This window comes from Austwickia chelonae (genome assembly GCF_003391095.1).
GTDB lineage: Bacteria > Actinomycetota > Actinomycetes > Actinomycetales > Dermatophilaceae > Austwickia > Austwickia chelonae_A.
Window position 1 is genome coordinate 3,535,239 of record NZ_CP031447.1, and the last position, 20,706, is coordinate 3,555,944.

28 protein-coding genes and 3 pseudogenes are annotated in these 20,706 nt (G+C 64.5%); 22 read left to right on the forward strand and 9 right to left on the reverse strand.

From position 1 onward, the window contains the following. Positions 1 to 12: 12 nt before the first annotated feature. From DX923_RS15510 to DX923_RS15525, 4 genes are read left to right on the forward strand one after another with little or no spacing between them, the layout of a single operon-like run. Positions 13 to 342, forward strand: a complete 330-nt coding sequence (locus tag DX923_RS15510) for a hypothetical protein (protein WP_116115983.1) — start codon at positions 13 to 15, stop codon at positions 340 to 342. 33 nt (positions 343 to 375) lie between these two features. Then, positions 376 to 5,211 carry a putative T7SS-secreted protein gene (locus DX923_RS15515; RefSeq protein ID WP_116115984.1) on the forward strand — a complete coding sequence of 1,612 codons (4,836 nt, stop codon included), beginning with the start codon at positions 376 to 378 and terminating at the stop codon, positions 5,209 to 5,211. After that, positions 5,184 to 5,564: a hypothetical protein gene (locus DX923_RS15520; RefSeq protein WP_205413066.1), complete on the forward strand. Its 381-nt coding sequence runs from the start codon at positions 5,184 to 5,186 to the stop codon at positions 5,562 to 5,564. Before DX923_RS15515 ends, DX923_RS15520 begins: the two co-directional genes overlap by 28 nt. Next, the gene (locus DX923_RS15525; protein WP_116115985.1) at positions 5,557 to 6,096 is read left to right on the forward strand and encodes an RNA 2'-phosphotransferase; all 540 of its coding nucleotides are present in this window, start codon (positions 5,557 to 5,559) and stop codon (positions 6,094 to 6,096) included. Before DX923_RS15520 ends, DX923_RS15525 begins: the two co-directional genes overlap by 8 nt. Here the strand turns inward: DX923_RS15525 and DX923_RS15530 are convergent. Beyond that, positions 6,024 to 6,470 (reverse strand): helix-turn-helix domain-containing protein, encoded by a 447-nt coding sequence (locus tag DX923_RS15530; RefSeq protein ID WP_162873065.1) that lies wholly within the window; start codon positions 6,468 to 6,470, stop codon positions 6,024 to 6,026. The two genes, DX923_RS15525 and DX923_RS15530, sit on opposite strands and share 73 nt — an antisense overlap. Before the next feature lie 55 nt (positions 6,471 to 6,525). Between DX923_RS15530 and DX923_RS15535 the strand changes: the two genes are divergently transcribed. Then, the gene (locus DX923_RS15535) at positions 6,526 to 6,801 is read left to right on the forward strand and encodes a hypothetical protein (RefSeq protein WP_162873066.1); all 276 of its coding nucleotides are present in this window, start codon (positions 6,526 to 6,528) and stop codon (positions 6,799 to 6,801) included. 113 nt (positions 6,802 to 6,914) lie between these two features. On the opposite strand, the gene DX923_RS15540 is transcribed toward DX923_RS15535, so the two are convergent. The 3 genes from DX923_RS15540 to DX923_RS15550 all read right to left on the reverse strand — a co-directional run bounded on the left by DX923_RS15540 (position 6,915) and on the right by DX923_RS15550 (position 8,692). Continuing rightward, positions 6,915 to 7,688 carry a transposase family protein gene (locus tag DX923_RS15540; RefSeq protein ID WP_116115988.1) on the reverse strand — a complete coding sequence of 258 codons (774 nt, stop codon included), beginning with the start codon at positions 7,686 to 7,688 and terminating at the stop codon, positions 6,915 to 6,917. Between the two features lie 204 nt (positions 7,689 to 7,892). Further along, a complete protein-coding gene (locus tag DX923_RS15545) occupies positions 7,893 to 8,426 on the reverse strand; it encodes an endonuclease V (protein WP_116115989.1) in 534 nt (177 codons plus the stop codon). 5 nt (positions 8,427 to 8,431) lie between these two features. Continuing rightward, positions 8,432 to 8,692, reverse strand: a complete 261-nt coding sequence (locus DX923_RS15550) for a helix-turn-helix domain-containing protein (RefSeq protein WP_116115990.1) — start codon at positions 8,690 to 8,692, stop codon at positions 8,432 to 8,434. Between the two features lie 98 nt (positions 8,693 to 8,790). Here DX923_RS15550 and DX923_RS16400 point away from each other — a divergent pair, with 98 nt between their 5' ends. The 10 genes and pseudogenes from DX923_RS16400 to DX923_RS16415 all read left to right on the forward strand — a co-directional run. Continuing rightward, entirely contained in the window at positions 8,791 to 8,937 is a 147-nt protein-coding gene (locus DX923_RS16400; protein WP_162872657.1) for a hypothetical protein, read from the forward strand. Between the two features lie 191 nt (positions 8,938 to 9,128). Further along, the gene (locus DX923_RS15555; protein WP_162873067.1) at positions 9,129 to 9,491 is read left to right on the forward strand and encodes a hypothetical protein; all 363 of its coding nucleotides are present in this window, start codon (positions 9,129 to 9,131) and stop codon (positions 9,489 to 9,491) included. A 300-nt stretch (positions 9,492 to 9,791) separates the two neighbouring features. Continuing rightward, positions 9,792 to 10,580: an RHS repeat-associated core domain-containing protein gene (locus tag DX923_RS15560; protein WP_116115992.1), complete on the forward strand. Its 789-nt coding sequence runs from the start codon at positions 9,792 to 9,794 to the stop codon at positions 10,578 to 10,580. After that, the gene (locus DX923_RS15565) at positions 10,577 to 11,029 is read left to right on the forward strand and encodes a hypothetical protein (protein ID WP_116115993.1); all 453 of its coding nucleotides are present in this window, start codon (positions 10,577 to 10,579) and stop codon (positions 11,027 to 11,029) included. The genes DX923_RS15560 and DX923_RS15565 overlap by 4 nt, the downstream gene beginning before the upstream one ends. A 375-nt stretch (positions 11,030 to 11,404) precedes the next feature. Beyond that, positions 11,405 to 11,638: a hypothetical protein gene (locus tag DX923_RS16410; RefSeq protein WP_162873068.1), complete on the forward strand. Its 234-nt coding sequence runs from the start codon at positions 11,405 to 11,407 to the stop codon at positions 11,636 to 11,638. Between the two features lie 64 nt (positions 11,639 to 11,702). Next, positions 11,703 to 12,002: an immunity protein TriTu family protein gene (locus tag DX923_RS15575; protein WP_205413067.1), complete on the forward strand. Its 300-nt coding sequence runs from the start codon at positions 11,703 to 11,705 to the stop codon at positions 12,000 to 12,002. A 36-nt stretch (positions 12,003 to 12,038) separates the two neighbouring features. Continuing rightward, the gene (locus DX923_RS15580) at positions 12,039 to 12,713 is read left to right on the forward strand and encodes a hypothetical protein (RefSeq protein ID WP_162873070.1); all 675 of its coding nucleotides are present in this window, start codon (positions 12,039 to 12,041) and stop codon (positions 12,711 to 12,713) included. Then, positions 12,701 to 13,090: a hypothetical protein gene (locus tag DX923_RS15585; RefSeq protein WP_240322669.1), complete on the forward strand. Its 390-nt coding sequence runs from the start codon at positions 12,701 to 12,703 to the stop codon at positions 13,088 to 13,090. Before DX923_RS15580 ends, DX923_RS15585 begins: the two co-directional genes overlap by 13 nt. 4 nt (positions 13,091 to 13,094) lie before the next feature. Further along, a complete protein-coding gene (locus DX923_RS15590; protein WP_116115997.1) occupies positions 13,095 to 13,331 on the forward strand; it encodes a hypothetical protein in 237 nt (78 codons plus the stop codon). A 26-nt stretch (positions 13,332 to 13,357) separates the two neighbouring features. Continuing rightward, positions 13,358 to 13,589 (forward strand): annotated as a pseudogene (locus DX923_RS16415) (IS1634 family transposase); the annotation flags it as partial. A gap of 21 nt (positions 13,590 to 13,610) precedes the next feature. On the opposite strand, the pseudogene DX923_RS15595 reads toward DX923_RS16415, so the two are convergent. Continuing rightward, positions 13,611 to 13,751: pseudogene (locus DX923_RS15595) on the reverse strand (IS1380 family transposase); the annotation flags it as partial. Further along, positions 13,739 to 14,180 (reverse strand): annotated as a pseudogene (locus DX923_RS15600) (IS481 family transposase); the annotation flags it as partial. The pseudogenes DX923_RS15600 and DX923_RS15595, both read right to left, overlap by 13 nt. 26 nt (positions 14,181 to 14,206) lie before the next feature. On the opposite strand from DX923_RS15600, the gene DX923_RS15605 reads away from it, so the two are divergent. Continuing rightward, the gene (locus DX923_RS15605) at positions 14,207 to 14,728 is read left to right on the forward strand and encodes a DUF6188 family protein (RefSeq protein ID WP_116115998.1); all 522 of its coding nucleotides are present in this window, start codon (positions 14,207 to 14,209) and stop codon (positions 14,726 to 14,728) included. A gap of 124 nt (positions 14,729 to 14,852) precedes the next feature. Here the strand turns inward: DX923_RS15605 and DX923_RS16420 are convergent, their stop codons facing one another. Both DX923_RS16420 and DX923_RS16505 read right to left on the reverse strand, forming a co-directional pair. After that, a complete protein-coding gene (locus DX923_RS16420; RefSeq protein ID WP_162873072.1) occupies positions 14,853 to 15,020 on the reverse strand; it encodes a hypothetical protein in 168 nt (55 codons plus the stop codon). A gap of 86 nt (positions 15,021 to 15,106) precedes the next feature. Next, on the reverse strand, positions 15,107 to 15,262 hold the full coding sequence (locus tag DX923_RS16505) for a hypothetical protein (RefSeq protein WP_205413068.1): 156 nt from the start codon (positions 15,260 to 15,262) through the stop codon (positions 15,107 to 15,109). A 17-nt stretch (positions 15,263 to 15,279) separates the two neighbouring features. On the opposite strand from DX923_RS16505, the gene DX923_RS15615 reads away from it, so the two are divergent. The 4 genes from DX923_RS15615 (at position 15,280) to DX923_RS15630 (ending at position 17,916) form a co-directional block, all read left to right on the forward strand. Continuing rightward, positions 15,280 to 15,615, forward strand: coding sequence for a hypothetical protein (locus tag DX923_RS15615; RefSeq protein ID WP_116116000.1), 336 nt, complete (start codon positions 15,280 to 15,282; stop codon positions 15,613 to 15,615). A 929-nt stretch (positions 15,616 to 16,544) separates the two neighbouring features. Next, complete coding sequence (locus DX923_RS15620; protein WP_116116001.1) at positions 16,545 to 16,937, forward strand: YunG family protein; 393 nt, start codon at positions 16,545 to 16,547, stop codon at positions 16,935 to 16,937. Positions 16,938 to 17,073: 136 nt separating this feature from the next. Then, on the forward strand, positions 17,074 to 17,397 hold the full coding sequence (locus DX923_RS15625) for a hypothetical protein (protein WP_162873073.1): 324 nt from the start codon (positions 17,074 to 17,076) through the stop codon (positions 17,395 to 17,397). A 39-nt stretch (positions 17,398 to 17,436) separates the two neighbouring features. Beyond that, positions 17,437 to 17,916, forward strand: a complete 480-nt coding sequence (locus tag DX923_RS15630; RefSeq protein WP_162873074.1) for a DUF2268 domain-containing putative Zn-dependent protease — start codon at positions 17,437 to 17,439, stop codon at positions 17,914 to 17,916. 314 nt (positions 17,917 to 18,230) lie between these two features. Here the strand turns inward: DX923_RS15630 and DX923_RS15635 are convergent, their stop codons facing one another. Further along, positions 18,231 to 18,971, reverse strand: coding sequence for a DeoR/GlpR family DNA-binding transcription regulator (locus DX923_RS15635; protein ID WP_116116004.1), 741 nt, complete (start codon positions 18,969 to 18,971; stop codon positions 18,231 to 18,233). Positions 18,972 to 19,044: 73 nt separating this feature from the next. On the opposite strand from DX923_RS15635, the gene DX923_RS15640 reads away from it, so the two are divergent. Both DX923_RS15640 and DX923_RS16425 read left to right on the forward strand, forming a co-directional pair. Beyond that, the gene (locus tag DX923_RS15640; RefSeq protein ID WP_116113446.1) at positions 19,045 to 20,448 is read left to right on the forward strand and encodes an IS1380 family transposase; all 1,404 of its coding nucleotides are present in this window, start codon (positions 19,045 to 19,047) and stop codon (positions 20,446 to 20,448) included. Continuing rightward, positions 20,445 to 20,606 carry a hypothetical protein gene (locus DX923_RS16425; protein ID WP_162872817.1) on the forward strand — a complete coding sequence of 54 codons (162 nt, stop codon included), beginning with the start codon at positions 20,445 to 20,447 and terminating at the stop codon, positions 20,604 to 20,606. The genes DX923_RS15640 and DX923_RS16425 overlap by 4 nt, the downstream gene beginning before the upstream one ends. Positions 20,607 to 20,706 lie beyond the last annotated feature (100 nt).

Sequence of the window (20,706 nt, forward strand, 5' to 3'; positions counted from 1 at the left end):
GGGTGTATCCGGATGCCGTCGTACGACTTCGAGGTGGATCTGCAGGCATTGGGTGATGCTGCGGACAAGTTGGGCCAGGTGCTGACAAGGTTCCAGGACACGGACGTCTGTGATGTGGCTCCGACCGAGGCGGATGTGGCCCACGAGGTGGCCTGGGGCGGGATCAGCGAGTTCGTTGACCGGTGGCAGCTGGGGATCGATGCATTGCGGGAAGACACCGAGGAGTTGTCGGCGGTGTTGAACAAGGTCGCGGCCGAGTATGTGTCGTTCGAGCGTCGTGGTGCGGAGCGGGTCGGAGGCATAGCAGCGAATCTGCCCGCGGTCCCCCGTCCGGGGGCCTGACGAGCAAGTCGACGCACCAGCGACGTAGGAGGAATGCGGGATGGGGAACAGGTGAACTTCCGGATCGACGGCAATCCGAACGGGATCCGCGCCAGGGCGTCGGAATTGCGCTCGCAGGCGAGCGTGTTCGACCGGATCGCCGTCGATCTGTCGATCGTGGCCACCGATGGGTGGACCGGAAGGGCGGCGGACCGTTTCCGTGAGAAGTTCACTGTGGAGCCGCAGCGTTGGCGCGATGCCGCGGACGGTTTCCGCCGTGGCGCGTCCGCAGCTGAGGTGTATGCGGACGCGTTGGCCCAGGCACAGTCCACGGCTGCCGCCTGCACCAGCGAATATGCCCGCGGCGATGAGGTGACCCGTCAGGCGCAGACGTCCTATCAGGCCGATGTGAAGGCCGGCCAGGTCAAGAAGGCCGAGTGGGAGCGTGTCAACGGACCAGGCACCTTCGCCCTGACGATCGAGCCTTTCGTCGACCCGGGCAAGGTGATCCGCGAAGGCGCGGTCTCGACGTTCAACGACGCCAGACGACAACTGGACGAGGCAGCGGCGGCGTGTGCAATGTCGATGCGAGCCGCCGCCGCGAACGCACCGGAACGACGTAACTGGTTGTCGCAGGCGGGCGAGCTCGCCAAGGGTGTGGGCGACAGTCTGATGGGCATACTGGATCTCGCCTCCATGCAGAACCAGCAGCTGAGAGAGCTTGCCGGGGTGATCAGCGGCGATATGACTTTCGAGGAGTTGTCCGCGAAGTATCAGCTGAAGTTTGAGAGCACCGTCAGCATGCTGGCTTACGCCAAGGATCATCCTGTCGAGTTCGCCAAGTCCGTGGGGAGCGCTGCTCTCGACCTCGACACCTGGGGTCGTAATCCTGCCCGGGCGGCGGGGAGACTTGTCCCTGATCTTGTCCTCACGTTGGCCACGGCAGGTGGGGGTGCTGCGGCGAAGGGGGCGAAGGCGGGCCAAGCGGGGGTGAAGGGCCTGACGCAGGCCGCGGCGGAGGGCACGGCGGCGCGCGGGTCGGTGAATTCGATGCGCGATGTCGCTGCCGCGGCGGACGGTCTGGGCGACCTGTCGCGGGTGAGCCGCCGGCCGGAGCTGAAAACGTGTCGGACCGACCCGATCGATGTCGCGACCGGCGAGGTCGTCCTGAGCTGTGTCGATCTGCAGTTGCCGGGGGTTCTGCCGATCCGGTTGGAGCGGATGCACGTCTCGTCGTACCGTCGGGGCCGCGCGTTCGGTGCCTCGTGGTCGTCCTCGTTGGATGAGCGGATCGAGGTCGACGCGGAGACGGGCGCATTGGCGTTCTATCGCGCCGACGCCGTGACCTTGATCTATCAGGCGCCGCTGCCGGGTGGACGGGTCATGCCGGTGACGGGTGACCGGTGGCCGTTGGAGGCGACGGTGGGCGGCGGGTATGTCGTCTCGGATCCGGCGACGGGGGTGCGGCGCGAGTTCTCGAGCCCTTCCTTCGCCGGTGTCGCTCCTGATCGTGAGGGTGAGCCGGGCGCTGTCGTCGGTTATGGGCTCACTGCGGTCGTCGACGGGCACGGTAACCGTATCGACGTCGACTATGCCGATGGTGCCCTGCCGACGGCCTGGCGGCACTCCGGCGGGTATCTGGTGGAGTTCGATCGCACGGACGCCGGTGACCGCGTCGCGGCCATCCGGGTCAGTCGTGATGGTGGCCGTCCGGTGACGGTGCGCAGGTTCGGTTATGACGGTGACGGTCATCTGGTCGCCGAGCATGTCGGGGATGCGGCGGCGGCCACCCGGTTCGGTTACACCCCGCAGGGCCGCCTGGCCTGGTGGCTGGACCGGAACGGTGAACGCTACGACTACACCTATGACGACCGCGGCCGGTGCGTGGCCGGGTCCGGGTCCGATGGCACGCTTTCTTCGGTCCTGTTCTACGACGACCTGTTCCGGGAGACGACGTTCCGGGACGGGAACGGGCACTTGTGGCGTTTCGAGCACGACGGTGCTGGGCGTGTGGTCCGTGAGACCGATCCGTTGGGTGGGTCGACGGTCATCCAGTGGGACTCGCGGGGTCGGCGTACAGCGGTGGTCGATCCGGTGGGGGGTGTGTCCACGTGGCGGTACGACGACGACGGCAATGTCGTCGAGGCGGTCGGTCCCGGTGGGCGGGCCGCGACGATGACCTTCGTGCCGGGGACGGCGCGCCCGATCCGGGTGGTGGAGCCCGATGGGGCTGTCTGGGCGTACGAGTGGGACCGGTCAGGGGCGTTGGCTGCGGTGACGGATCCCGCGGGTGGGCTCACGCGGGTGGAGCACGACGCCGGGACTGGCGCGACGACGGCGGTGACGGACGCGACGGGGCGGGTGACGCGGTGGGAGAACGACGCTGCGGGAATGCCGGTGCGGGTGGTCGACGGGGCGGGGCGGACCCGGGAGTGGTCTCGGGATGTGTTCGGGCGGGTCGTGGCGGATCGCGATGCGGCCGGTGAGTGGGTCGCTGCGTACGACGTCGACGGGCATGTGACGTGGGCGCGGGATGCGGACGGTGGGCAGAACCGGTGGGAGTACGACGGGGAGGGCAATCTTCTTCGCCGGACGGATCCGTTGGGTTTGGTGACGTCGTGGGAGTACGGCCGGTTCGATCGGCCGGTCGCGCGGGTCGCCGCTGACGGTGGACGTGTGGAGTTCGAGTGGGATCCGGAGCGGCGGTTGGTCGCTGCCGTGGATCCGTTGGGGCGGTCGTGGCGGTACGAGCACGACGCGGCGGGGCGGGTCGTCGCCCAGACGGACGTGAACGGGGCGCGGGTTTTCTGGTCGTACGACGCGGCGGGGCGTGTCATCGAGCGCGTGAACGGTTCGGGGCAGCGGGTCGCCTACTCCTACGACGAATTCGGTGATCTGATCGAGAGCGTCGTCGATGGGCCGCTCGGTGAGGCCGGCGCCTCGGGGGTGCCGCGGTTGACGCGGTGGGTGCATGACGCGGCTGGCCGGTTGTTGTCCACGGCAGAGGCTTCGGCGGGTGCCGAAGGGGTGATGGTGATCGGTCGCGATGCGGCCGGTCGGGTGGTCGCTGAGGGGTGGGGCGAGTCGCTGGTGTGGTCCCGGCTGGACGCAGCCGGTCGGGTGGTGGCTCGGCGGGCCCCGTCGGGGGCTGGCACGGGGTTCTCCTATGACGCGGGCGGGGCCCTGACGGGCTTGGACGTCGGCGGGCGATCGTTGTCGTTCGCCCTCGACGGCGCGGGTCGCGAAATGGCGCGGGTCGTGGACTCCGGGGCTGTCATCCAGTCGGAATGGACCGCGGCTGGCCGGTTGGCAGCTGTCCGTTCCGTCGTCGACTCCGTCACGGGTGTCGGGGTGGGGATCGGTCGGTCTTACCGGTACGACGGCGCCGGTCGTCTGACGGGTCAATCCGACGCCGGCGGGATCCGGGAGTTCGACCTCGACCCGATGGGCCGTGTCGTGGAGTCGAGACTCACCGGCCGCGCCGCGCCGGAGGGCCGCACCGGCGACGGCTACTCCGGCGATGTCTACGGCGGGCTCCATGAACGTTTCGCCTATGACGCGACCGGTGCCCTCACCGCGGCGACCAGCAGCGGCGGGTTCACGGGCGGCGAGAACACCGACGGCGGCGCCGTACGGGCGAGTGGCGTGCCCGAGAGGGGTGCGGTTCGGGATCGGCGCGCGTGGCACGTCGAGTACGACGTCGACGGGCGGGTCACGCGCCGGAGCCGCCGGACTCTGTCGGGCAAACGCCTGGAATGGACCTACCACTGGGACGGCGAGGACCGCCTCGTCCAGGCGGATGGTCCTGACGGCCTCTCCGTGCGCTACCGCTACGACCCCCTGGGTCGACGCGTGCACGCCACCACCACACGGAAGGAGACACCGACCCACACGCGGCGATGGGCCTGGTCGGCCTGGGACGTCATCGAGGAGACGACGACCATCATCAGCCCTGAAGGGGTCACGACGTCGTCCCTGACCTGGGACCGCCACCCCGACACCGGCATCCCGTTGGCCCAACGTCACCACACCGAGACCGGTGAGGACGCTCCCCGCACCCTCCGGCCGCAGACCGAGCAGGGCCAGGGGTGCCCCGTCGACGGGTGGACCCAGGAACGTGTCGACGGCGAGTTCGCGGCGATCGTCACCGACCTGGCCGGCTCCCCCACCGAACTCCTCACCACCACCGGTCAAGTCACCTGGCAGCGACACACCACCCTGTGGGGCCAACCCCTCAACCCCAACCCTTCCCACACCCCCACAACCGAGACACCCCACTGCCCCCTCGGCAGCCTCGGCCAAATCTGGGACCAGGACATCGGCTGGTACTACAACCACCACCGCTGGTACGACCCCACCCACGCCACCTTCACCACCCCAGACCCCACCGGCCTACCCGGCGGAATCAACCCCCACACCCCCGTCCCCAACCCCCTCACCTGGACAGACCCCCACGGCCTCACCCCCGGCAAATGCCCCACCAACACCACCACAGGCATCACACCACCCGCCGCAAAGGGTGTATCTAGTTCGGGTATTCGGTTCAGCCAGAGTTCGGTGAACGGAGCTGCTGAAATCGAGGCCAGCATGCGTGCGAACGGCTGGGTGGGGGACGCCATCGATGTCGTTCGCATGAACGATGGCGGGTTGACCAGTCTTGATAACACAAGGCTGCTGGCCGCCAAACGGGCGGGAATCGACGTCCGGGCGAATGTTCATGGCTTCGATGACGCGCTTCCCGCTAGAATGGTCGAGCGGTTCACGACGGTCAAAGGTGGGGTGCCGACAACTTGGGGAGACGCTGTCATGAACAGGATCGGCGGTCAGAGCGCTGGGTATCGAGGTGCAAACCCGCTCGGCTCGTGGGTCACGGGTTGGAGTGGCAACTAGTGGCAGAACTGCTCTCGATCCGCGATCTGCCTGGTGGCTTCGACTACCCGCCCTCGTTCGTGAGGGTTGTCGAGTTGGGTCTGACCAACTTGGAGCCATGGCACGTGCTGGAGGGAGCTCGGCTTCGTGAGCGTGGAAGGGGCCTGGCCGAGCGGTTCCCAGACCGGATGCTGGTTCCTTTCGCCGTTCGCCAGGATAGCGACGATGTCGCCTGCTGGGATGGTGCGCGAAGCGCGAGCGAGGTCGTGGTGATACATGACTTCGCTTCTCCAGGCTGGGAGGAGCGTGAGGTGTACCCGGACTTCTTCGCGTGGTTCCGCCAAGCCGTCGAGGATCTGATCGAGTTTGAGTGAACTCAGCCGTATCGTGTCGCATGCGTTGCGGCATGAGCCGTGGGTGTACGAGCTCGAGCTGGATGGGCAGGGCTGGGTGTCCCTGGCGGCGTTGGTGGAAGCGCTGCGGGTCGAGCGGAGCTGGTCGAAGCTGACGGTTTCGGATGTTGAGGTGATGGTGGCTGGGGCGAGCAAGCAGCGCCACGAGATCCGGGATGGCCGCATTCGGGCGTTGTACGGCCATTCGGTGCCGGGGCGGGTTGAACGGATTCCGGCGGAGCCTCCGCGGTGGCTGTTTCATGGCACGTCCCCGTCGGCGGCAGAGAGGATTGTGGTGGACGGGCTGCTCCCGATGGGGCGACAGTTCGTGCATCTGTCGGTCGACCGGGAGACGGCGTGGGCTGTCGGTTCGCGCAAGGCCGACGTGCCGGTCATCTTGCGGGTCGATGCTCAGGCTGCGGCCGAGACTGGTGTGGCGTTCTATGCCGGCAACGCGAAGGTGTGGCTGGCTGATGCTGTGCCACGAGAGTTCATCACCGAGCACCCCGGGTAGAGGTTTCCTCGCGCGCGGTCAGCCGGCGGCACTGAGGGCTGCGCGGATGCGGGTGTTGGCGAGGAGTCCGTCGAGGATGTGCAGGAGGGCGGCTCGGTCGGCGTCGGTGAGGTTGTCGAGGTCGGTGAGGGGGTTGCCGCCGCGTAGGGGGCGTCGTCGAGCAGGAGGTAGTCGCAGGAGACGTCGAAGATGTCGGCGAGGCGGAGGACGGCTTCGACGGAGGGGGTGATCTTGCCGTTCTCGTAGCGGCTGATCTGTCCGGCGTCGGCGTTCAGGCGGGTGGCGAGGTCGGCTTGGGACCAGCCGTGTTCCTTGCGGAGGATCTTGATGCGTTCGCCCAGGGCCATGGTCACCTCGTCGGGTTGGTGTGTCACTGGGGTCAAGTGTGCCGCAAAGTCCGGTGACGACCTGACAAGAGTCGGCCGATGGATGAGCGAGGACGAACTGCTCAAGATGAAGAACACCGATCTGGTGCAGGAGGGTGCTGGTGGCTGGACCTTCGTCACCAATCCTGCTGACCCGGCAGCCTATCCCGCTGACAAGGGAGCCTTTGTCGAGTTCAACGTGCCGACGAAATCACTCTTTCCGGCAGGGAAACCAGAATGGTCGGTTATCCCCGGGCCGAACGTAGGAACTTCTCGGTTCGGGCCGCCGCCGAGTCAGATGACGCTGGCCACATGCATCGCGGTGGTGTGTCATCGATGACATACCCCTCACGGCTGGCCGCTTGGTCGGAAGCCAACCGTGCAGTGTTGGAGCAGTACGGTGCGGTCTCGTTCTCTTACGGGCCGCCCGACACTGAGAGCATTATTCATAAGTCACCATCCGAGTCGGTAGAATTCTAGTCTCGTGATGGTGCGGATGAGGTTGGGTAGTTCGGTGAGTCGGGCTCTGTAGCCGGTGGCGAGGATTTTCCAGTTTTTGAGGTGGGCGATGGCGCGTTCGATGGCGGCGCGCAGGGTGCTGATGGTGCGGTTGGCTGTTTTTCGGTCGTCGGTGAGGTCGTGATGGGGGCGTCGTTTGATGGGGGTGATGGCGGTGGTGCCTTGGTAGGCGGGATCGGCGATCCAGCAGGCGTGCTCGAGGGCTTCTTCCCATCGTGTGTCGGTGAGGGCTCGACGGTCGTGGCGTCGGCCCGGCACGGGTTCGGAGACGGCCAGGAGCGTGCCTTCCAGGGTTGCGGCGACCTGGATGAGCAGTCCGTGGCGGTGCCGCTTCCCGGAGTAGTTCTCGGTGATCACGGGCGCAACTGCCCTGGTCGGGACATCGGTACCGTCAACGATGACCACCCGGCCACGGACGAGATCGACCAGTTCTCCGGGCGCGTGCAGGCAGGTAGCTTCCTCAATGAGCGGCACGATCCGGCGGTAGGTACGCGACACGGTGGGCTGGCTGACACCGAACAGGTCACCCACCGCCATCTGGTTCAGGTTCTGTCGCAGCAGTGTCAGCGTGAGGACCACCTGCTTGAACAAACCCAACACGGCCGGTCGACCGGGACGTACCGTGCGGCTGTGCAAGATCTGGGCGATACGCGCCGTCAGCTCGGTAACCTGCTCGACAGGCAATCCTGTTGTACTCTGATAGCGCATCGGTCCTCTTCTTCTTGGCCTCGAATATGTCAGAACTTCCGAGTATCCAAGACGGGGACCGATGTTTCATCTAGGCGCGCCGATATGGGTTATGAATAATGCTCGATGGAGGTAATCGAAGTGATTGCTCCTGAGCGCGTCGATCTCTTACGTTCCGTGACGGGTGATCGCTGACTCGTCGCGAGCCTGGATGGTTGCCTGTGGTCAATCGGTGGAGTTGATCGGCGTCGCCCGACCACGCGCCAGTTTGTCCACTCTCGTCAAGGCAGTCGGAAGACGATGAGGGCCAGCCATTTCGGCAACGATCTTGGCTGCCTCGGCATCGGTCAGCCCACCTGCTGCAGTTACATAGAGGGGACGGGTTGCCGTGCCGCGCCTCACCTCGACCGCGTGCGTGGCGCCACGGAAGGATGTCTTGGCGATGCCGATGACCGGGGTTCCGGTGGCTTCAGCGACATGCGCTCCGAGTCCTGGCCGGCCTTGGGGATCGAGGGTGGCGTAACCATCGACGATCAAGAGTTGGAGGTGGGACGCCATCGCTAGGACCGCTCGGATGCATGGGAGTTCTCGCTTGTAGAGGGCGCCTGGTTCGTACTCGGCCGCGCCGTCGATGTCGATGACATATTCCGTGGCCACTCGTGCGAAGAAGATGTCTTTGCAGACAAGCAGCGCTGCCCGTGCGTGGCGGCGGTCTCCGTAGTGGACGTCGGTTATGCCGGCGCTGCCTACAGTGAACATGGGGCTCAGCTGCCCGTGAGGGCGCGGAGTTTGCTTTTGGTGATGAGGGCGTCGATGACGTTGGTGATGGTGGTGCGTTCGTCTTCGGTGAGTTGGTCGAGGTCGGTGAGGCGGGCGTCGGAGCCGATCTTCTCGGCGAGTTCGGCTTGGGACCAGCCGCGTTCGGTGCGCAGGGTCTTGAGGCGGTCGCCGTGGAAGGGGCTGGGCATGTCGTGGCCTCCGGGTGGGGTCGTTGATGCCCATCGTCCGGGGTCGATGACGGTCATGCTTGCCTCCTGTGACGTGCCGAGTTGCCTGCTAGTGCATCACATGGCATCGCCTGTTGCCAGCAAGTGACAGTCCAAGTTTTCTCGGAGGTCCCGGCGTGGCGCGTATCCCGGATGAGGTGTCCGTGGCGCGCCTGGTGGAGGGCCGCGGGGTCGAGCTGCGGGCGCAGAGCAAGGACTTGGTGGGGCGGTATCCGTTCCATGACGACGGCAGGTGCTGTAATTCCACGGGTTGTGATGTCTGATGCTCGCTGGCCCGCTGCTGATGGTTGGGTGAAGATGCAACAGATAGAAAATGGAGTCAACATCCACTACGTCCGGAACACGATTACCGGCGCGGTCGACGACTTCAAGTTCAAGTGAGGTCTTTATGTTTCTGACGTGCATTGATAATCGTGCTTCGGCGCTGTCAGATCACCAGCGGCCCCGGGAGTCAGTGGAGACCTCGACGTATCCACTCACCGTTGGCGGTTCTTACCCTGTTCTCGGCATGTTGCTGTGGGAGAATGTGCTCAGTGTTCTCGTTCCCGACGATTGGGGCGGCCCGTGCTACGCGCTTGCAGGCCTCTTTGATCTCGGCACTTGGGCGATGCCATCGGGTTGGGCCTTTGGACTGTTCTCGGGCATCCATGCTTCGGGAACTGCGCTGTGGACAGGCCCGTACGCAGCTGCTTGGGGTTACGCCGAGTTCGTGCACGACCCGGAGCATGGCTCTGGACTGGCAGAACGAGACGACGAAGCCCTCGCCGTGTTTCGCCAACGAGTCGCTAAAGCCGAGTCCACGCGCCTCCACGAGTGAACCGAACAGCCGGGTGCCTTGGTCAGCTGACGTTGAGTTAGCGGGCGTGGTGTCGAAGGAGTGCGCCTTCGCTCATGGCGATGACGAGGGCTTGTTCGTCGGATGGGAGGTGGGCGAGGGCTTCCATGCGTACGCGGAGGTTCTCCGTTTGGGGGTGCTGCGGCAACGCGTGCCAGCGGGCGACCGATCACCCCAAAGGGTGGCAAGGCAGCCCACGACGTCCTCACTCGGAAGGCCGTCCAACGAAGCGTCTAATCACTGCACTGTAGCGAGCAGGATCCGGCTGCCATCCTGGACCACATGACCCACAGGCAGACCTCGAGCAGGACAGAGTGGTGGCGATCTCTCCTAGCCGTCCTGGCCACCACTATGGCGGTACTGCTCGGTCCGGGAACAGCAGTGGCAGCGGTCAATCCCCTGCACGAGGAAACCCACCACGACTCCTCACCTGCAACCACCGCCCTGTGGGGCCAGCCCCTCAACCCCAGCCCTTCCCCCACCCCCACAAGCGAGACACCCCACTGCCCCCTCGGCAGCCTCGGCCAAATCTGGGACCAGGACATCGGCTGGTACTACAACCACCACCGCTGGTACGACCCCACCCACGCCACCTTCACCACCCCAGACCCCACCGGCCTACCCGGCGGAATCAACCCCCACACCCCCGTCCCCAACCCCCACACCTGGACAGACCCCCACGGCCTCACCCCCGGCAAATGCCCCACCAACACCACCACAGGCATCACACCACCCGCCGCAAAGAGTGCTCCACAACTCGTGCGCCCGCCCCTTTCGATCCCACGAGCGCAGTTCGGCACAAAGTGGGGCAAACACTCAAAGGACTATGGGCTGAACCCAGGCGATCCTGCCGCCCGAGCGGGTTTCACAACCAAGATTCGAGATGTCCACCTCAACCCCACTGAGGTGCGGATTGGAGCCTGGAACCCCGAAACTGGTGGAGGCAACGGGTACTTCTTCTTCAGGCAAGGGGAGGATCTGCTCATTACGAAGCCAGACGGGCAGTTTGTCACCATGTTCCCGGGCGCATCTGGAAACTCGTGGTTCCAGGGCGTAAAGGTGTTCTCATGAGCGTTCACTTGAAGCCCGGGTGGCTCGGCCTCACTTGCGCCAGCGTTGACAGGGCCACCCATCCAGCGGTGCACGGCGAGGACCACTCAGTGCTTGGCCCTTTACAGATCACCTGGTCGGAAGGCTCGGCGATCACGTTCGACGTGGGCGCTGACTGGAAGATCCAGGCAATAGAGGGCCGCTGGCGGGATCCCTTCGGGGAAGTCTCATCGCAAGAGCGGAATCAGCTTCGGAATGAGGTTGGCCTCTGGGAACTTTCGCCGGTCGATAAAGATGATGCGCTGTCGAGTTTGCTCGGCAATGTCGCTGTCGGCCTTCGCGAGCGCCTCAACGCCAACGGCGACCTATCGGGTATCGACGTTGAGTTCTCGTCGGGCTTGGTGCTTGAACTCAGCGTTTGGGAGGGCGAGTTGACTGCCATGGTGCGTCCGCAGGGTGTGCTGTCGTGATGAGATGCCGCACGCGATCGCGCTCGGTCTGGTGTCTCGCCAAGGCCGCTGTAGTCGCGCTCCTGGTTCTACTTGGACTGGCGCCTGTCACCGCCGCTCCATCGTCGATGGCCTTAGTTCCATGAAGAGACGTGGAGCTTAGATGCCGCCAACAACGTGGGGAACGTCGAGAACGTCGTCGTACGGGTGCCGTTCCCGAAGGGAGCCTGGTGATGCGCGCACGAGCCGTGACGGCTGTTTCTGAACCCGGTCAAGAGCTGACAGTACTCACAGCTGCCGGTCTCATGGCTGGCGAGTGGCGAGGCCAACAAGCGATCAGCGTCGGAGACGAACTACATATCGAGTTGGGGCTCCGGGTGCATGAGCATGAGTTGGATGATCAGGGCTGGGTTCCGGTGGATGCGTTGGTTGACGCACATGGCGGTGAATGCAACTATCAGCGCGCAAAGGCAGGGCCGGCATGTCCTCATCTTCGTCCGTGTTCCCAGCATCGCGGGGTTCAACCACAATCCCGGTGCTGGCTTCCCGAACCAGCCGACGAACGTGTTCTTCATGCAGGGCACGTCGTCTCCCAGTGTGGCTCCGTACAACCCGGCGTGGAAGCCATGAATCTGCCATCGCCGGAAGATCCCGGAGGCACCCCGGCGTGGATTGCGTCCAAATTGTGAACATTATGCTGCAATACCTGGAGGATTGGGTTAGCAAGAGCCGTCTCGGCCTTGAAGCTGAAGGGGTCCAGGTAAGCCTGGAGTTCAGCCCAGAGAATCGAGACAAGATATCTGCATGGCTAGATCTCGACTCGCCCGGCCGACTCGTTCGCCTCATTGTCTGGGAGAGCGGCGAGGCCATCCTCTCCGTGGGAGACGTCGTTAGCGGCGCGTTGCTTGCGGACGAACAACTCGAGGTATCGGGAGTCTTTGGACTTGAGCAAGCACTCGACGATGCCGTGGCTTGGGCACTCAGCAGGGAGTGATCGCGTAGCCGCGGCAACAGCCGCGATACTTGGCCCGTGACCCACCGGCAACCGACAAGCAGAGCAGGGTGGTGGCGGCTTCTCCTAGCCACCCTGGCCACCACTGTGGCAGTACTGCTCGGTTCGGGAGCCACAACGGCAGCGGCGGTCAATCCCCTGCACGAGGAAACCCACCACGAGGTCTCACCCGCAACCACCACCCTGTGGGGCCAACCCCTCAACCCCAGCCCATCCACCGCTCCCACAACCGAGACATCCCACTGCCCCCTCGGCAGCCTCGGCCAAATCTGGGACCAAGACATCGGCTGGTACTACAACCACCACCGCTGGTACGACCCCACCCACCCCACCTTCATCACCACAGGCATCACACCACCCGCCGCAAAGACCGGTAATGCCTTGGTCAAATACGACACGGACTTTGCAGTAGATCAGATAACGCAGGGTGGGCGTGCCACTGCGTCACAGCTTGATGAGTTCGGAACTGCGCAGGAATGGCTGCGAAGCCAGACCGCCACTGGACCGGTCAAGTACACCGACTCGAACGAGGTTGTCCGCCTGACAATCAAGCAGGGCGGTCCGCGGGCACCGGGCAGCGCAGGTCCCCACGTCGAGATCCGCAACGCTGGCGAGCTCAGGATCGATCCGTATGACACCCCTGTCACGCGTAGGAGCCCCGGAAACCACACTCCAATCGAGTGGGATTGGTGAGTTATATGTCGGATTATTGGGGTATTCCCGGCTTCGAGTACTTGTACCTCGAGGACAGTTGGGTTACCGGCATACAGGTGACGCCGGCTCAACTGGAGATTGAGGTCGATTTGGTATTGCGGGAGGAACATTCGGCGTATGCGATCCCAACGCCTGGAGAGCAGTACTGCTACCGCGCGGGCACCATCCGTTTCACGGGGGTATCCGCGTTGAGATGGGAGGGTCAAGGAAGAGTCGCAGCCGTGGACGCTGCTGGCGAGCAGGACTACGGATCAATCGATACTTTCGATCATGACGGGAATGGGTACGCGTTGACCGGTGACTTCGGCCGGATCGAGGTAGTCGCTGGCGGGTTACCGGAAGTGGTCTTGAGGTGAACCGGTGAACCCGGTGGCGTCGCCCCTGTTGCGGCGGACATCCGGCAAGTACTCCGCGCCGTTGGCTGCGGTCATGACGCTCCTGGCCACGATGACCGTGTTGTTTGCGCTTTCGGCGACCGCATTGACCACGAGCGTGCAGCGAGCGACCACGTACGACTCGGCGGCTCACGCGTACGACAGTCCGCCGCGAGTTACTCACCCGAACTGGACCTCCGATGTGCGATTTCAGGTGCGGTGATGACGAACTTCTGGTCGATAGTCCCGCCCTACGTCCAACACGACCGCGACGTGATCGAGGTCCGCCTCACCGTGGTCGTCACCGCCCTGGCCATGGCCCGCTACCTGCAACAACGGACCGGCCTGAGCATCAAGAAGATCGTCCGGACCCTACGCCCCCCTACACGATGCGACCATCCACATCGCCGGGACCGAAGTCACCGCCGCAGCTGCCATCACCCCCGAAGCACAAGCAATCCTCGACGTCGTGACCCACTAAACCTGTGCAAGTCAGGAGGGTTGCCACGATGAGCAGCCAGATCCGGTTCTGGTTGAACCCTTGCAAGGGCAGGTTGGCCAAGCTGCAATCCTTAGCGATCCTGATCCTGTCTTCGCAGCGGACCCGACGACGGTGCCGTAGTTTCAGATCGGGGAGTTGCCCAACTTCTTCACATCGACTGAACCAACGATCCGGGGTGGTCGTGCTCGTAAATGTCTCACCGGCTCACCAGTGGCCCGGTCAACACCTGACAATCGATTCAGCCCGCCAGCGGCGAGGACCCGGTAGACCCTCCAGGGTGCGACCCCGACCCTGGCGGCGAGCTGGACAGGGCCTTGGGGCAACCGCAGTCGCAGCGACACAACCCGGGAGGTGACCTGCTTGCTGGTCCTTGTTCGGCGAGGAGTACGGACGCGACGACCCATCCGGCATCGGCTCCCCGGCCCGGTCACGATCAGCCCAGCGTTTGACCGTTGGCCACGAGCACTGGAACCTTGCGGCGACCTCGAAGATCGGAACATGCTGCTCGACCACCAACCGGGCAACCGGCAAACGGGCGCGCGGAGTCAGGGCTGCGTTAACGTGAGACATCAGAGGGCCTTCCCGGACGGTGAGAGATGTCGCAATCCCCACTCAACCAGCAAGATCCTCCCTCGCGTCATCACACGCTCGGACCACACTCGATCAACCAACGCGTCCGATCAGTACAACTAGGAGAAGCACCAGAAGAGGCAGCCACAGCAGACGCGCTGATCCGCCGACCGGAGAACGACGGTTGGGTCTTGCCTCTCGCGGACACCGGTGTTCGAGTGCAAGTCGACTATGCGCTGTCTTTCCTGACTTCCGATGGCTACATCTTTCGGATCGAGCAACCGTTGACCCTGACCAGCAGTGACGGGCATCAGCACCTGTTGGTCCCCGAAGGCGATCCGACGAAGCTGGCTCCGGCGTTGGAACTGGGACGAACCACCATGACCATGGCCAACGCCTTCGACGATGGCCACTTGGAACTCGCCTTCGGTAACGGTGTCACGATCCACGTGCCACCAGGAGAGGACTTCGAGTCCTGGCAGGCCTGCGGTCCCGAGGGTCTGATGCTTGTCGCTGTTCCGGAGGGAGGACTATCACTATGGCGATGACCAGGTCGTGGACGCGCGTCGTGATGGTCGACGCCCTTCCTCCTTGATCTGCTCTCGCTCTATCTTCGGCCGCTGCTACCACCGCTCCACTGGTCTCGGCCACCCATGACCACCCGGGATACCCCTACGTCAACATCTCGGCGATCATCACCGATCTGGCCGGCTCCCCCCCACCGAACTCCTCACCACCCCAGACCCCACCGGCCAGACCCGCTGGGGCATGCGCTGGAAGCCCGCCCTGAACGCCTTCGCCACCACCTTCGCTGACCGCATGCCCGCGGCCAGCACCCACCACTAGAAACCGCCACTTACACCGTAAATCGGATAGTCTCTTCCGTGGGCTCGATCGATGAGATGCGCGCGACGTTTGATGCGTGGTCAGTAGGAGCCGAACGGCTGCCAGCTCGCGGGCCGAAGATCCCGGACGTCTGTCAACTGCCAGACGGTGGTGTCATCCAGTGGCAGGAAGACTCGATGACCAGCGGCCCGACCATCGACATCCTTCCCGTTGGGAGCGCTCCCCGAAAGGTTCATCTTGCGGACGGTGTCGCATGGTGACCGAACAGGCGGCGGTTTCGGAGCTGCTGGACTGTGGCCGCGTCGACTGGGTTTCACTTCAAGATGTGGTTTGGTACAGCACGCATGGGGATGTCAACCCCGAGTCACAGTCACTCGCAATGAGCGTATTGAGGAGGCTCTTCTGCGAAGGACTCATGGTTCCTGGTGATCTCGGCGAGACGGGATTTGAGGACTGGCTCGGAACTGTAGAGGACTGGCTGGATCGCGCCTGGGCACAGCTTGAGTTCTTCGGTTGGGCCCCTATGGGCGACGGGTTTTGGCTCCGAATGACGGATCGCGGTCGGGAACTCTCGGAGGCATCGTCGTGAGGCGCATGGCCGTCGTCATGAAAGACCGGGGTGAGGGCGGGACCGATCCCCCTCCGGGAGGAAGACCGACGCCGGGCCCGCTACATACGGTGAAGAAAAGGCCGAGCATTCGGGACGGCACGCCAAAGGCGCTGACATGACGGCCCGAATGCCCAGGCAGCTCCTTCTATCACCGATAATTTCGGTGTCGGCCGTCGCCGACAGCCGACACTTCTAGTCGCGAGGACGATTAGCTCTGAGGAAAATCATCAGTAGCCCCACAACAAAAGAGGCAGCCCCAATGAGTAAAGACAGAATGCCGAGCATGTAGGGAATCCCACCGCTCCCTGACAGGTATCCCGTCAGCGATATGCCCGCGATCATAAGCACCATCCCAGACATTAATACGACTGACGGATGCGTACCTTTTCTTGACCTGTTCGACTCAAGACTCATGCGGTGCAGTAACCATTCTTGCAACAGCTCATGACGACATGATAGGCCGAGAAGCCTTATCTAGGACATCACCCAAGTGAATCCCCCGAGCCGAGTACGAGGCAACCTCGGAATCCGACTTAGGGGAGGCATACGCCAGTCCGGAGATCCCGCCTAGAACGAGGGCCGAGGATGTGACTATCGTCATGATGGATTTAAACATGGCCAGCCTTCTGGGAAGTTGAGCCAAGGTTCGGGACAATCGGCGCAATCCGAACGATAATCCAGCAATTGTCGATATGCCGTCAAAATCAAGTATCTTTTCATTAAAGAACTCCTCAGCAACAACAGCAAGGCCACACCCTGGGTGACCCACTCGTCAGTGTGGGATAACTCGCAGCCAGGCGAGTACGCCGTCGGGGTGAGAGACCCACAGACCAGAATGGACCCTCAGAACATCGTGGACCGGTTCGGGGTTCCGACCACCCCAAGCCACGCGGTGAGAGGGTGCTCACATGGCCCTCGACATCGAACGTCTCGCGCCGGTGATCCGCGACGCATGGGGTCCGGACACGTGCTACCCCTACGCACGTGAGCAGTGGAGCGTCGCGAACCCCTCCCGTGAGCAGTGCGGCATGACCGCGCTCGTGATCCACGATCTTCTTGGCGGCGACCTGCTCCTCGGAGAAGTCTTCGTCGATGGCAGGAAGACCGGCTACCACTACTGGAACCGTCTGCCCGACGGCACGGTGGTAGACCTCACGGCCGAACAGTTCACCGCGGAAGAATCAGTCGTCGGGTATCAGGTCGTCGAGCGCCCGTCAGGCAGGCCGCGTCACTTCGCCGAGCCCTACTTCGTGCTGCGGGCCCGAGTGCTCGAAGCGCTGGATCGCACCCACCCCTCCTGACGCCCTTCCCTGGCGTCGCTGAAGAAGCGATCGCTCGCTCAACGCCGCGCTCATCGCGTAGCGTCCGCTCCTGCCGCATCTGGCGCGTCGTGCCTGAGGTCGTGCGGTGGTTGCGTGGCTCCGGCATCATCAGAGCGTGGTGAAGGTGATCTCGACGGTTCCCGCGTACCGAGCGATGGCTGCGATCGAGGACGAACACGACCGGCAGGACGCGTGGATGCGCCTGTACGAGAGCGCACACGAGGACGTGTTCGCGCGCTACTACTCCAGCTGGGGCCGCACCGAGTGTCGCGTTGGGGCCGCTGGCATCGCCCCGCAGCTGGTGGCGACGATCGAGGCGCGGGAACGACGCATGCGAGCGGTTCTCGCCTCGATGAACGGCAAGCTCGCCGAGCACGGCGTCGAAGCCGATGACCTCGAGGCCGTCCTCATGGTCGGCGGTCACACCTCCAACGGCTGAGTCACCGAGCTGCACGGCAAGCCCACGCTCTTCATCGCGTTGGAGTTTCTCTCGGACGGCGTCGGTGACGAGGTACTCGCCGTGCACGAGGGCTTGCACGCGATCCACTTTCGCCACGGCGCAGCGATCGAGGAACCGGGAACCGTGGCCGCCTCGATCTTGTGCGAGGGACTCGCAGTCGCGCTCTCGCGCCTGTTGGTCCCTGGCCACCCGGACAGCATCTACCTGTGGTTCGACGTAGAGCACCACGGCTGGGTGCAGGAGTGCCGCAACCTGGCCTCCGAGATCACGCGCTACGTCTCCCGCTACCTCGACTCGACGGACGAGACCCCAGAGACTGCCGGACTGCTGCGCACCAGGCCCATGGAGGGCCTGCCCAGCCGGTGCGGCTATTGGCTCGGCGACCAAATGGTCACGGAGTGGATCGCGTCCGGCACTACTCCTGCCGAACTCCTCCGGCTCCCGCTGGACCAAGCCGTCGAGCGCGCCCGCGAGTGGATCCTCGCCGCCGCCGACTGAGTCTTCCATGGGCTCGCACGCGCGCTCATGCCGCGAGGGGCGCGTCTGAGCCAGGTGCCTCACGCGCCCGTCGTCGGTGCGACCCGCAGCCTCCGGGGGTGGAGCCGGGTCCGCTGCGGACAATGTCGTCAATGGTGTTCGACTACGGGCTCAACTCACGGGTCAGGAGATTTCTGGGGGGTCACGCCTTCCAGAAGCACGTGATCGATAAGGCAGAGTTCCCGGGGATCACGACTCGCGAACAGTTCGCTTCGCACATCGAGGACGTGGTCGCCAGCGGATTGGCGAGATTCTTCGAGAGGTCTTCGTTCAGATCATCGTGCGAAGTGGATGTGCACTCCGGCTGCATGGAACTCGTCCAGGGCCTGTTCCGGGGCATCTTGAGTGGTGACAAGGTCGTCCAGGTCTTCGACTTGCCCGAAGCGGAAGCTGGAGGTGCGGGCCAGTTTGTCGCCGGTGGCAGCGAGGATGACTCGAGCCGAGCAGGCAAGTATCGCTCGTTTCACCATGGCGTCCTCCGATGCAGTGACCGTCAGCCCTGCGGACGGTGCGGCCGAACAGGCCCCGATGACGGCGGTATCGGCCCGAAAGTTGTCCAGGGTCGCAATGCTGGAAGCGGCGTCGGCGCTGAGGCCACCGGGCGCGATCCGACCACCGGGGACGATGACCGCTGTAGCGTCTCCGCCGCCTAATTCCACAGCGGCGTGCAGGCTCAGACACAGCGCAGTGATCGGGCGTCCCGAGAGCGCTCGAGCAACTGAAGTCACGGTGGAACCGTTGTCCAGCACGACGGAGGTGCCATCGCCGATCAGCGAGGCGACATGGGAGGCGATGGCGGTTTTTGCCGACGAGTTCTCGAGGGCACGCACCGCGTAGGGGTGGGGAGATCCTCGACGGTCCACAGTGACTGCACCTCCGTGCACCCTGCGCAGCAGTCCTTGCCCTTCGAGGTCGGCGAGGTCTCGTCGAATCGTCACCGTGGAGGCACCGGACAGATCTGCGAGAGCGTGGACGCTGATCCCGGAGATTTCGTGGTGTTGAGCGTGCCGTGACATGAGAAGTGCCCTTGACCTGCAAGGATGTTGATTTCGACGTCAGTATCCGCAGGATCAGAAGGGCACTTCCCAGGTGAGTAAGCGTAGCGGGCTCTACCCCCATGTCCGGGTCGACACCGCGGCGGTGCCAGCGGTCGCTCAGGCCGGTGGGGTCCTGTTGACAAAGACGGCGCGCGTATCGGGTCTGGACCGGGCGTTGAGTCAGGCACTGCTTCCGTGGCGGAAGCCGTTGGCCAGGCACGACCCGGCTAAGGTCCTGCTGGATCTGGGGATGTCACTGGCGTTGGGTGGGGACACCTGCCGGGACGCGGCCCTGTTGCGGGCCGAACCGGGGGTGTACGGGCCGGTCGCCTCGGACGCCACGATCTGCCGCACCATCGCCGCGCTGGCCGCCGACGTGGCTAGGGTCGAGAAGGCCGTTGCAGGTGCGCGGGCGGTAGCTCGCGCCCATGTGTGGGCGCTGGCCGGGCGGCACGCCCCGAACCACGGCATCGACGCCGCGAATCCGCTGGTCATCGACCTGGACGCCACGTTGGTGAGGGCCCACTCCGAGAAGGAGCAGGCCGCGCCAACCTTTAAACGTGGCTACGGGTTCCACCCACTGTGCGCCTTCGTCGACCACGGTCCCAAGGGGAGCGGGGAGGCGTTGGCGATGTTGCTGCGCCCGGGGAACGCCGGCTCGAACACGGCCGCCGACCATGAACATGTCATCAAGGCGGTCCTGGCCGCACTGCCCGACACCGATGCGTCCCGGCCTGGCAGGAAGGTGTTGATCCGCACTGACGGCGCCGGGGGCACTCGGAAGCTGTTGGGGTTCCTGCACCGCCGCGGCCTGTCGTACTCCATCGGCTGGACCCTGCCCGCGAACACCCCCGAGTTGTACAACCTGATTCCCGAGCAGGTGTGGCAGGGCGCGTACAACGCCGACGGCGCCGTACGCGAGGGTGCTGACGTAGCCGAGTTCACCGACCTGCTCACCGGCGCCGGCAAGCTGAAAGGCTACCCACCGGGGATGCGGATCATCGTGCGCCGGGAACGGCCCCACCCCGGCGCGCAACTGCGCTTCGATGACGTCGCCGGCTACCGGTTGACCGCGTTCGTCACCAACACCACCCGCGGGCAACTGGCTGACCTGGAGCTGCGCCACCGCCGCCGGGCCCGCTGCGAAGACCGCATCCGGATCGCCAAAGACACCGGCTTGACCAACCTGCCCCTGCAAGGCTTCGCGCAGAACCGCGTCTGGCTCCTGATCGTGCAGCTCGCGAACGATCTCCTGGCGTGGATGGCCATGCTCGCCCTGACCGGGCACGACGCGCGCCGGTGGGAACCCAAGACCCTGCGCCACCGCCTGTTCACCATCGCCGCCACCCTCGCGCGCACCGCCCGGCAACGGGTCCTCCACATCAAGAACACCGCCCCATGGGCCGGGCTGTTCACCACCGCGTGGACCAACCTGAGCGCACTGTCACCGCCTTGACCAGCGCACTCAACCAACCCCTACCAACCCCGAGACACCCTCGTTCGTGGAAAACGACGCCCACCGGCAGCGACATCCCGGCCACTGTCGTACCCACCTGCCAGAATTCACCCCACAACAACGGCAACGGCGCCGACTACACCGACGCCGCGCCCTGATGAAACATCCGGGCTGATGGGTTGTTTACCCAGCGCCCTGATGATCAGTTTGTGCCGAAGTGATCGTTGCATGTGATCATGCGATCATTGATGGTGGGGA

Excerpts from the sequence above, each read along its gene's own strand:
- DX923_RS15510 (WP_116115983.1), top strand. The coding sequence starts at position 13 with ATGCCGTCGTACGACTTCGAGGTGGATCTGCAGGCATTGGGTGATGCT.
- DX923_RS15515 (WP_116115984.1), top strand. The coding sequence starts at position 376 with ATGCGGGATGGGGAACAGGTGAACTTCCGGATCGACGGCAATCCGAAC.
- DX923_RS15535 (WP_162873066.1), top strand. The coding sequence starts at position 6,526 with ATGAGCGAGGACGAACTGCTCAAGATGAAGAACACCGATCTGGTGCAG.
- DX923_RS15540 (WP_116115988.1), bottom strand. The coding sequence starts at position 7,688 with ATGCGCTATCAGAGTACAACAGGATTGCCTGTCGAGCAGGTTACCGAG.
- DX923_RS15545 (WP_116115989.1), bottom strand. The coding sequence starts at position 8,426 with ATGTTCACTGTAGGCAGCGCCGGCATAACCGACGTCCACTACGGAGAC.
- DX923_RS15550 (WP_116115990.1), bottom strand. The coding sequence starts at position 8,692 with ATGACCGTCATCGACCCCGGACGATGGGCATCAACGACCCCACCCGGA.
- DX923_RS15560 (WP_116115992.1), top strand. The coding sequence starts at position 9,792 with ATGACCCACAGGCAGACCTCGAGCAGGACAGAGTGGTGGCGATCTCTC.
- DX923_RS15565 (WP_116115993.1), top strand. The coding sequence starts at position 10,577 with ATGAGCGTTCACTTGAAGCCCGGGTGGCTCGGCCTCACTTGCGCCAGC.
- DX923_RS16410 (WP_162873068.1), top strand. The coding sequence starts at position 11,405 with ATGATCAGGGCTGGGTTCCGGTGGATGCGTTGGTTGACGCACATGGCG.
- DX923_RS15575 (WP_205413067.1), top strand. The coding sequence starts at position 11,703 with ATGCTGCAATACCTGGAGGATTGGGTTAGCAAGAGCCGTCTCGGCCTT.
- DX923_RS15605 (WP_116115998.1), top strand. The coding sequence starts at position 14,207 with ATGTCGCAATCCCCACTCAACCAGCAAGATCCTCCCTCGCGTCATCAC.
- DX923_RS16505 (WP_205413068.1), bottom strand. The coding sequence starts at position 15,262 with ATGAACCTTTCGGGGAGCGCTCCCAACGGGAAGGATGTCGATGGTCGG.
- DX923_RS15615 (WP_116116000.1), top strand. The coding sequence starts at position 15,280 with ATGGTGACCGAACAGGCGGCGGTTTCGGAGCTGCTGGACTGTGGCCGC.
- DX923_RS15620 (WP_116116001.1), top strand. The coding sequence starts at position 16,545 with ATGGCCCTCGACATCGAACGTCTCGCGCCGGTGATCCGCGACGCATGG.
- DX923_RS15635 (WP_116116004.1), bottom strand. The coding sequence starts at position 18,971 with ATGTCACGGCACGCTCAACACCACGAAATCTCCGGGATCAGCGTCCAC.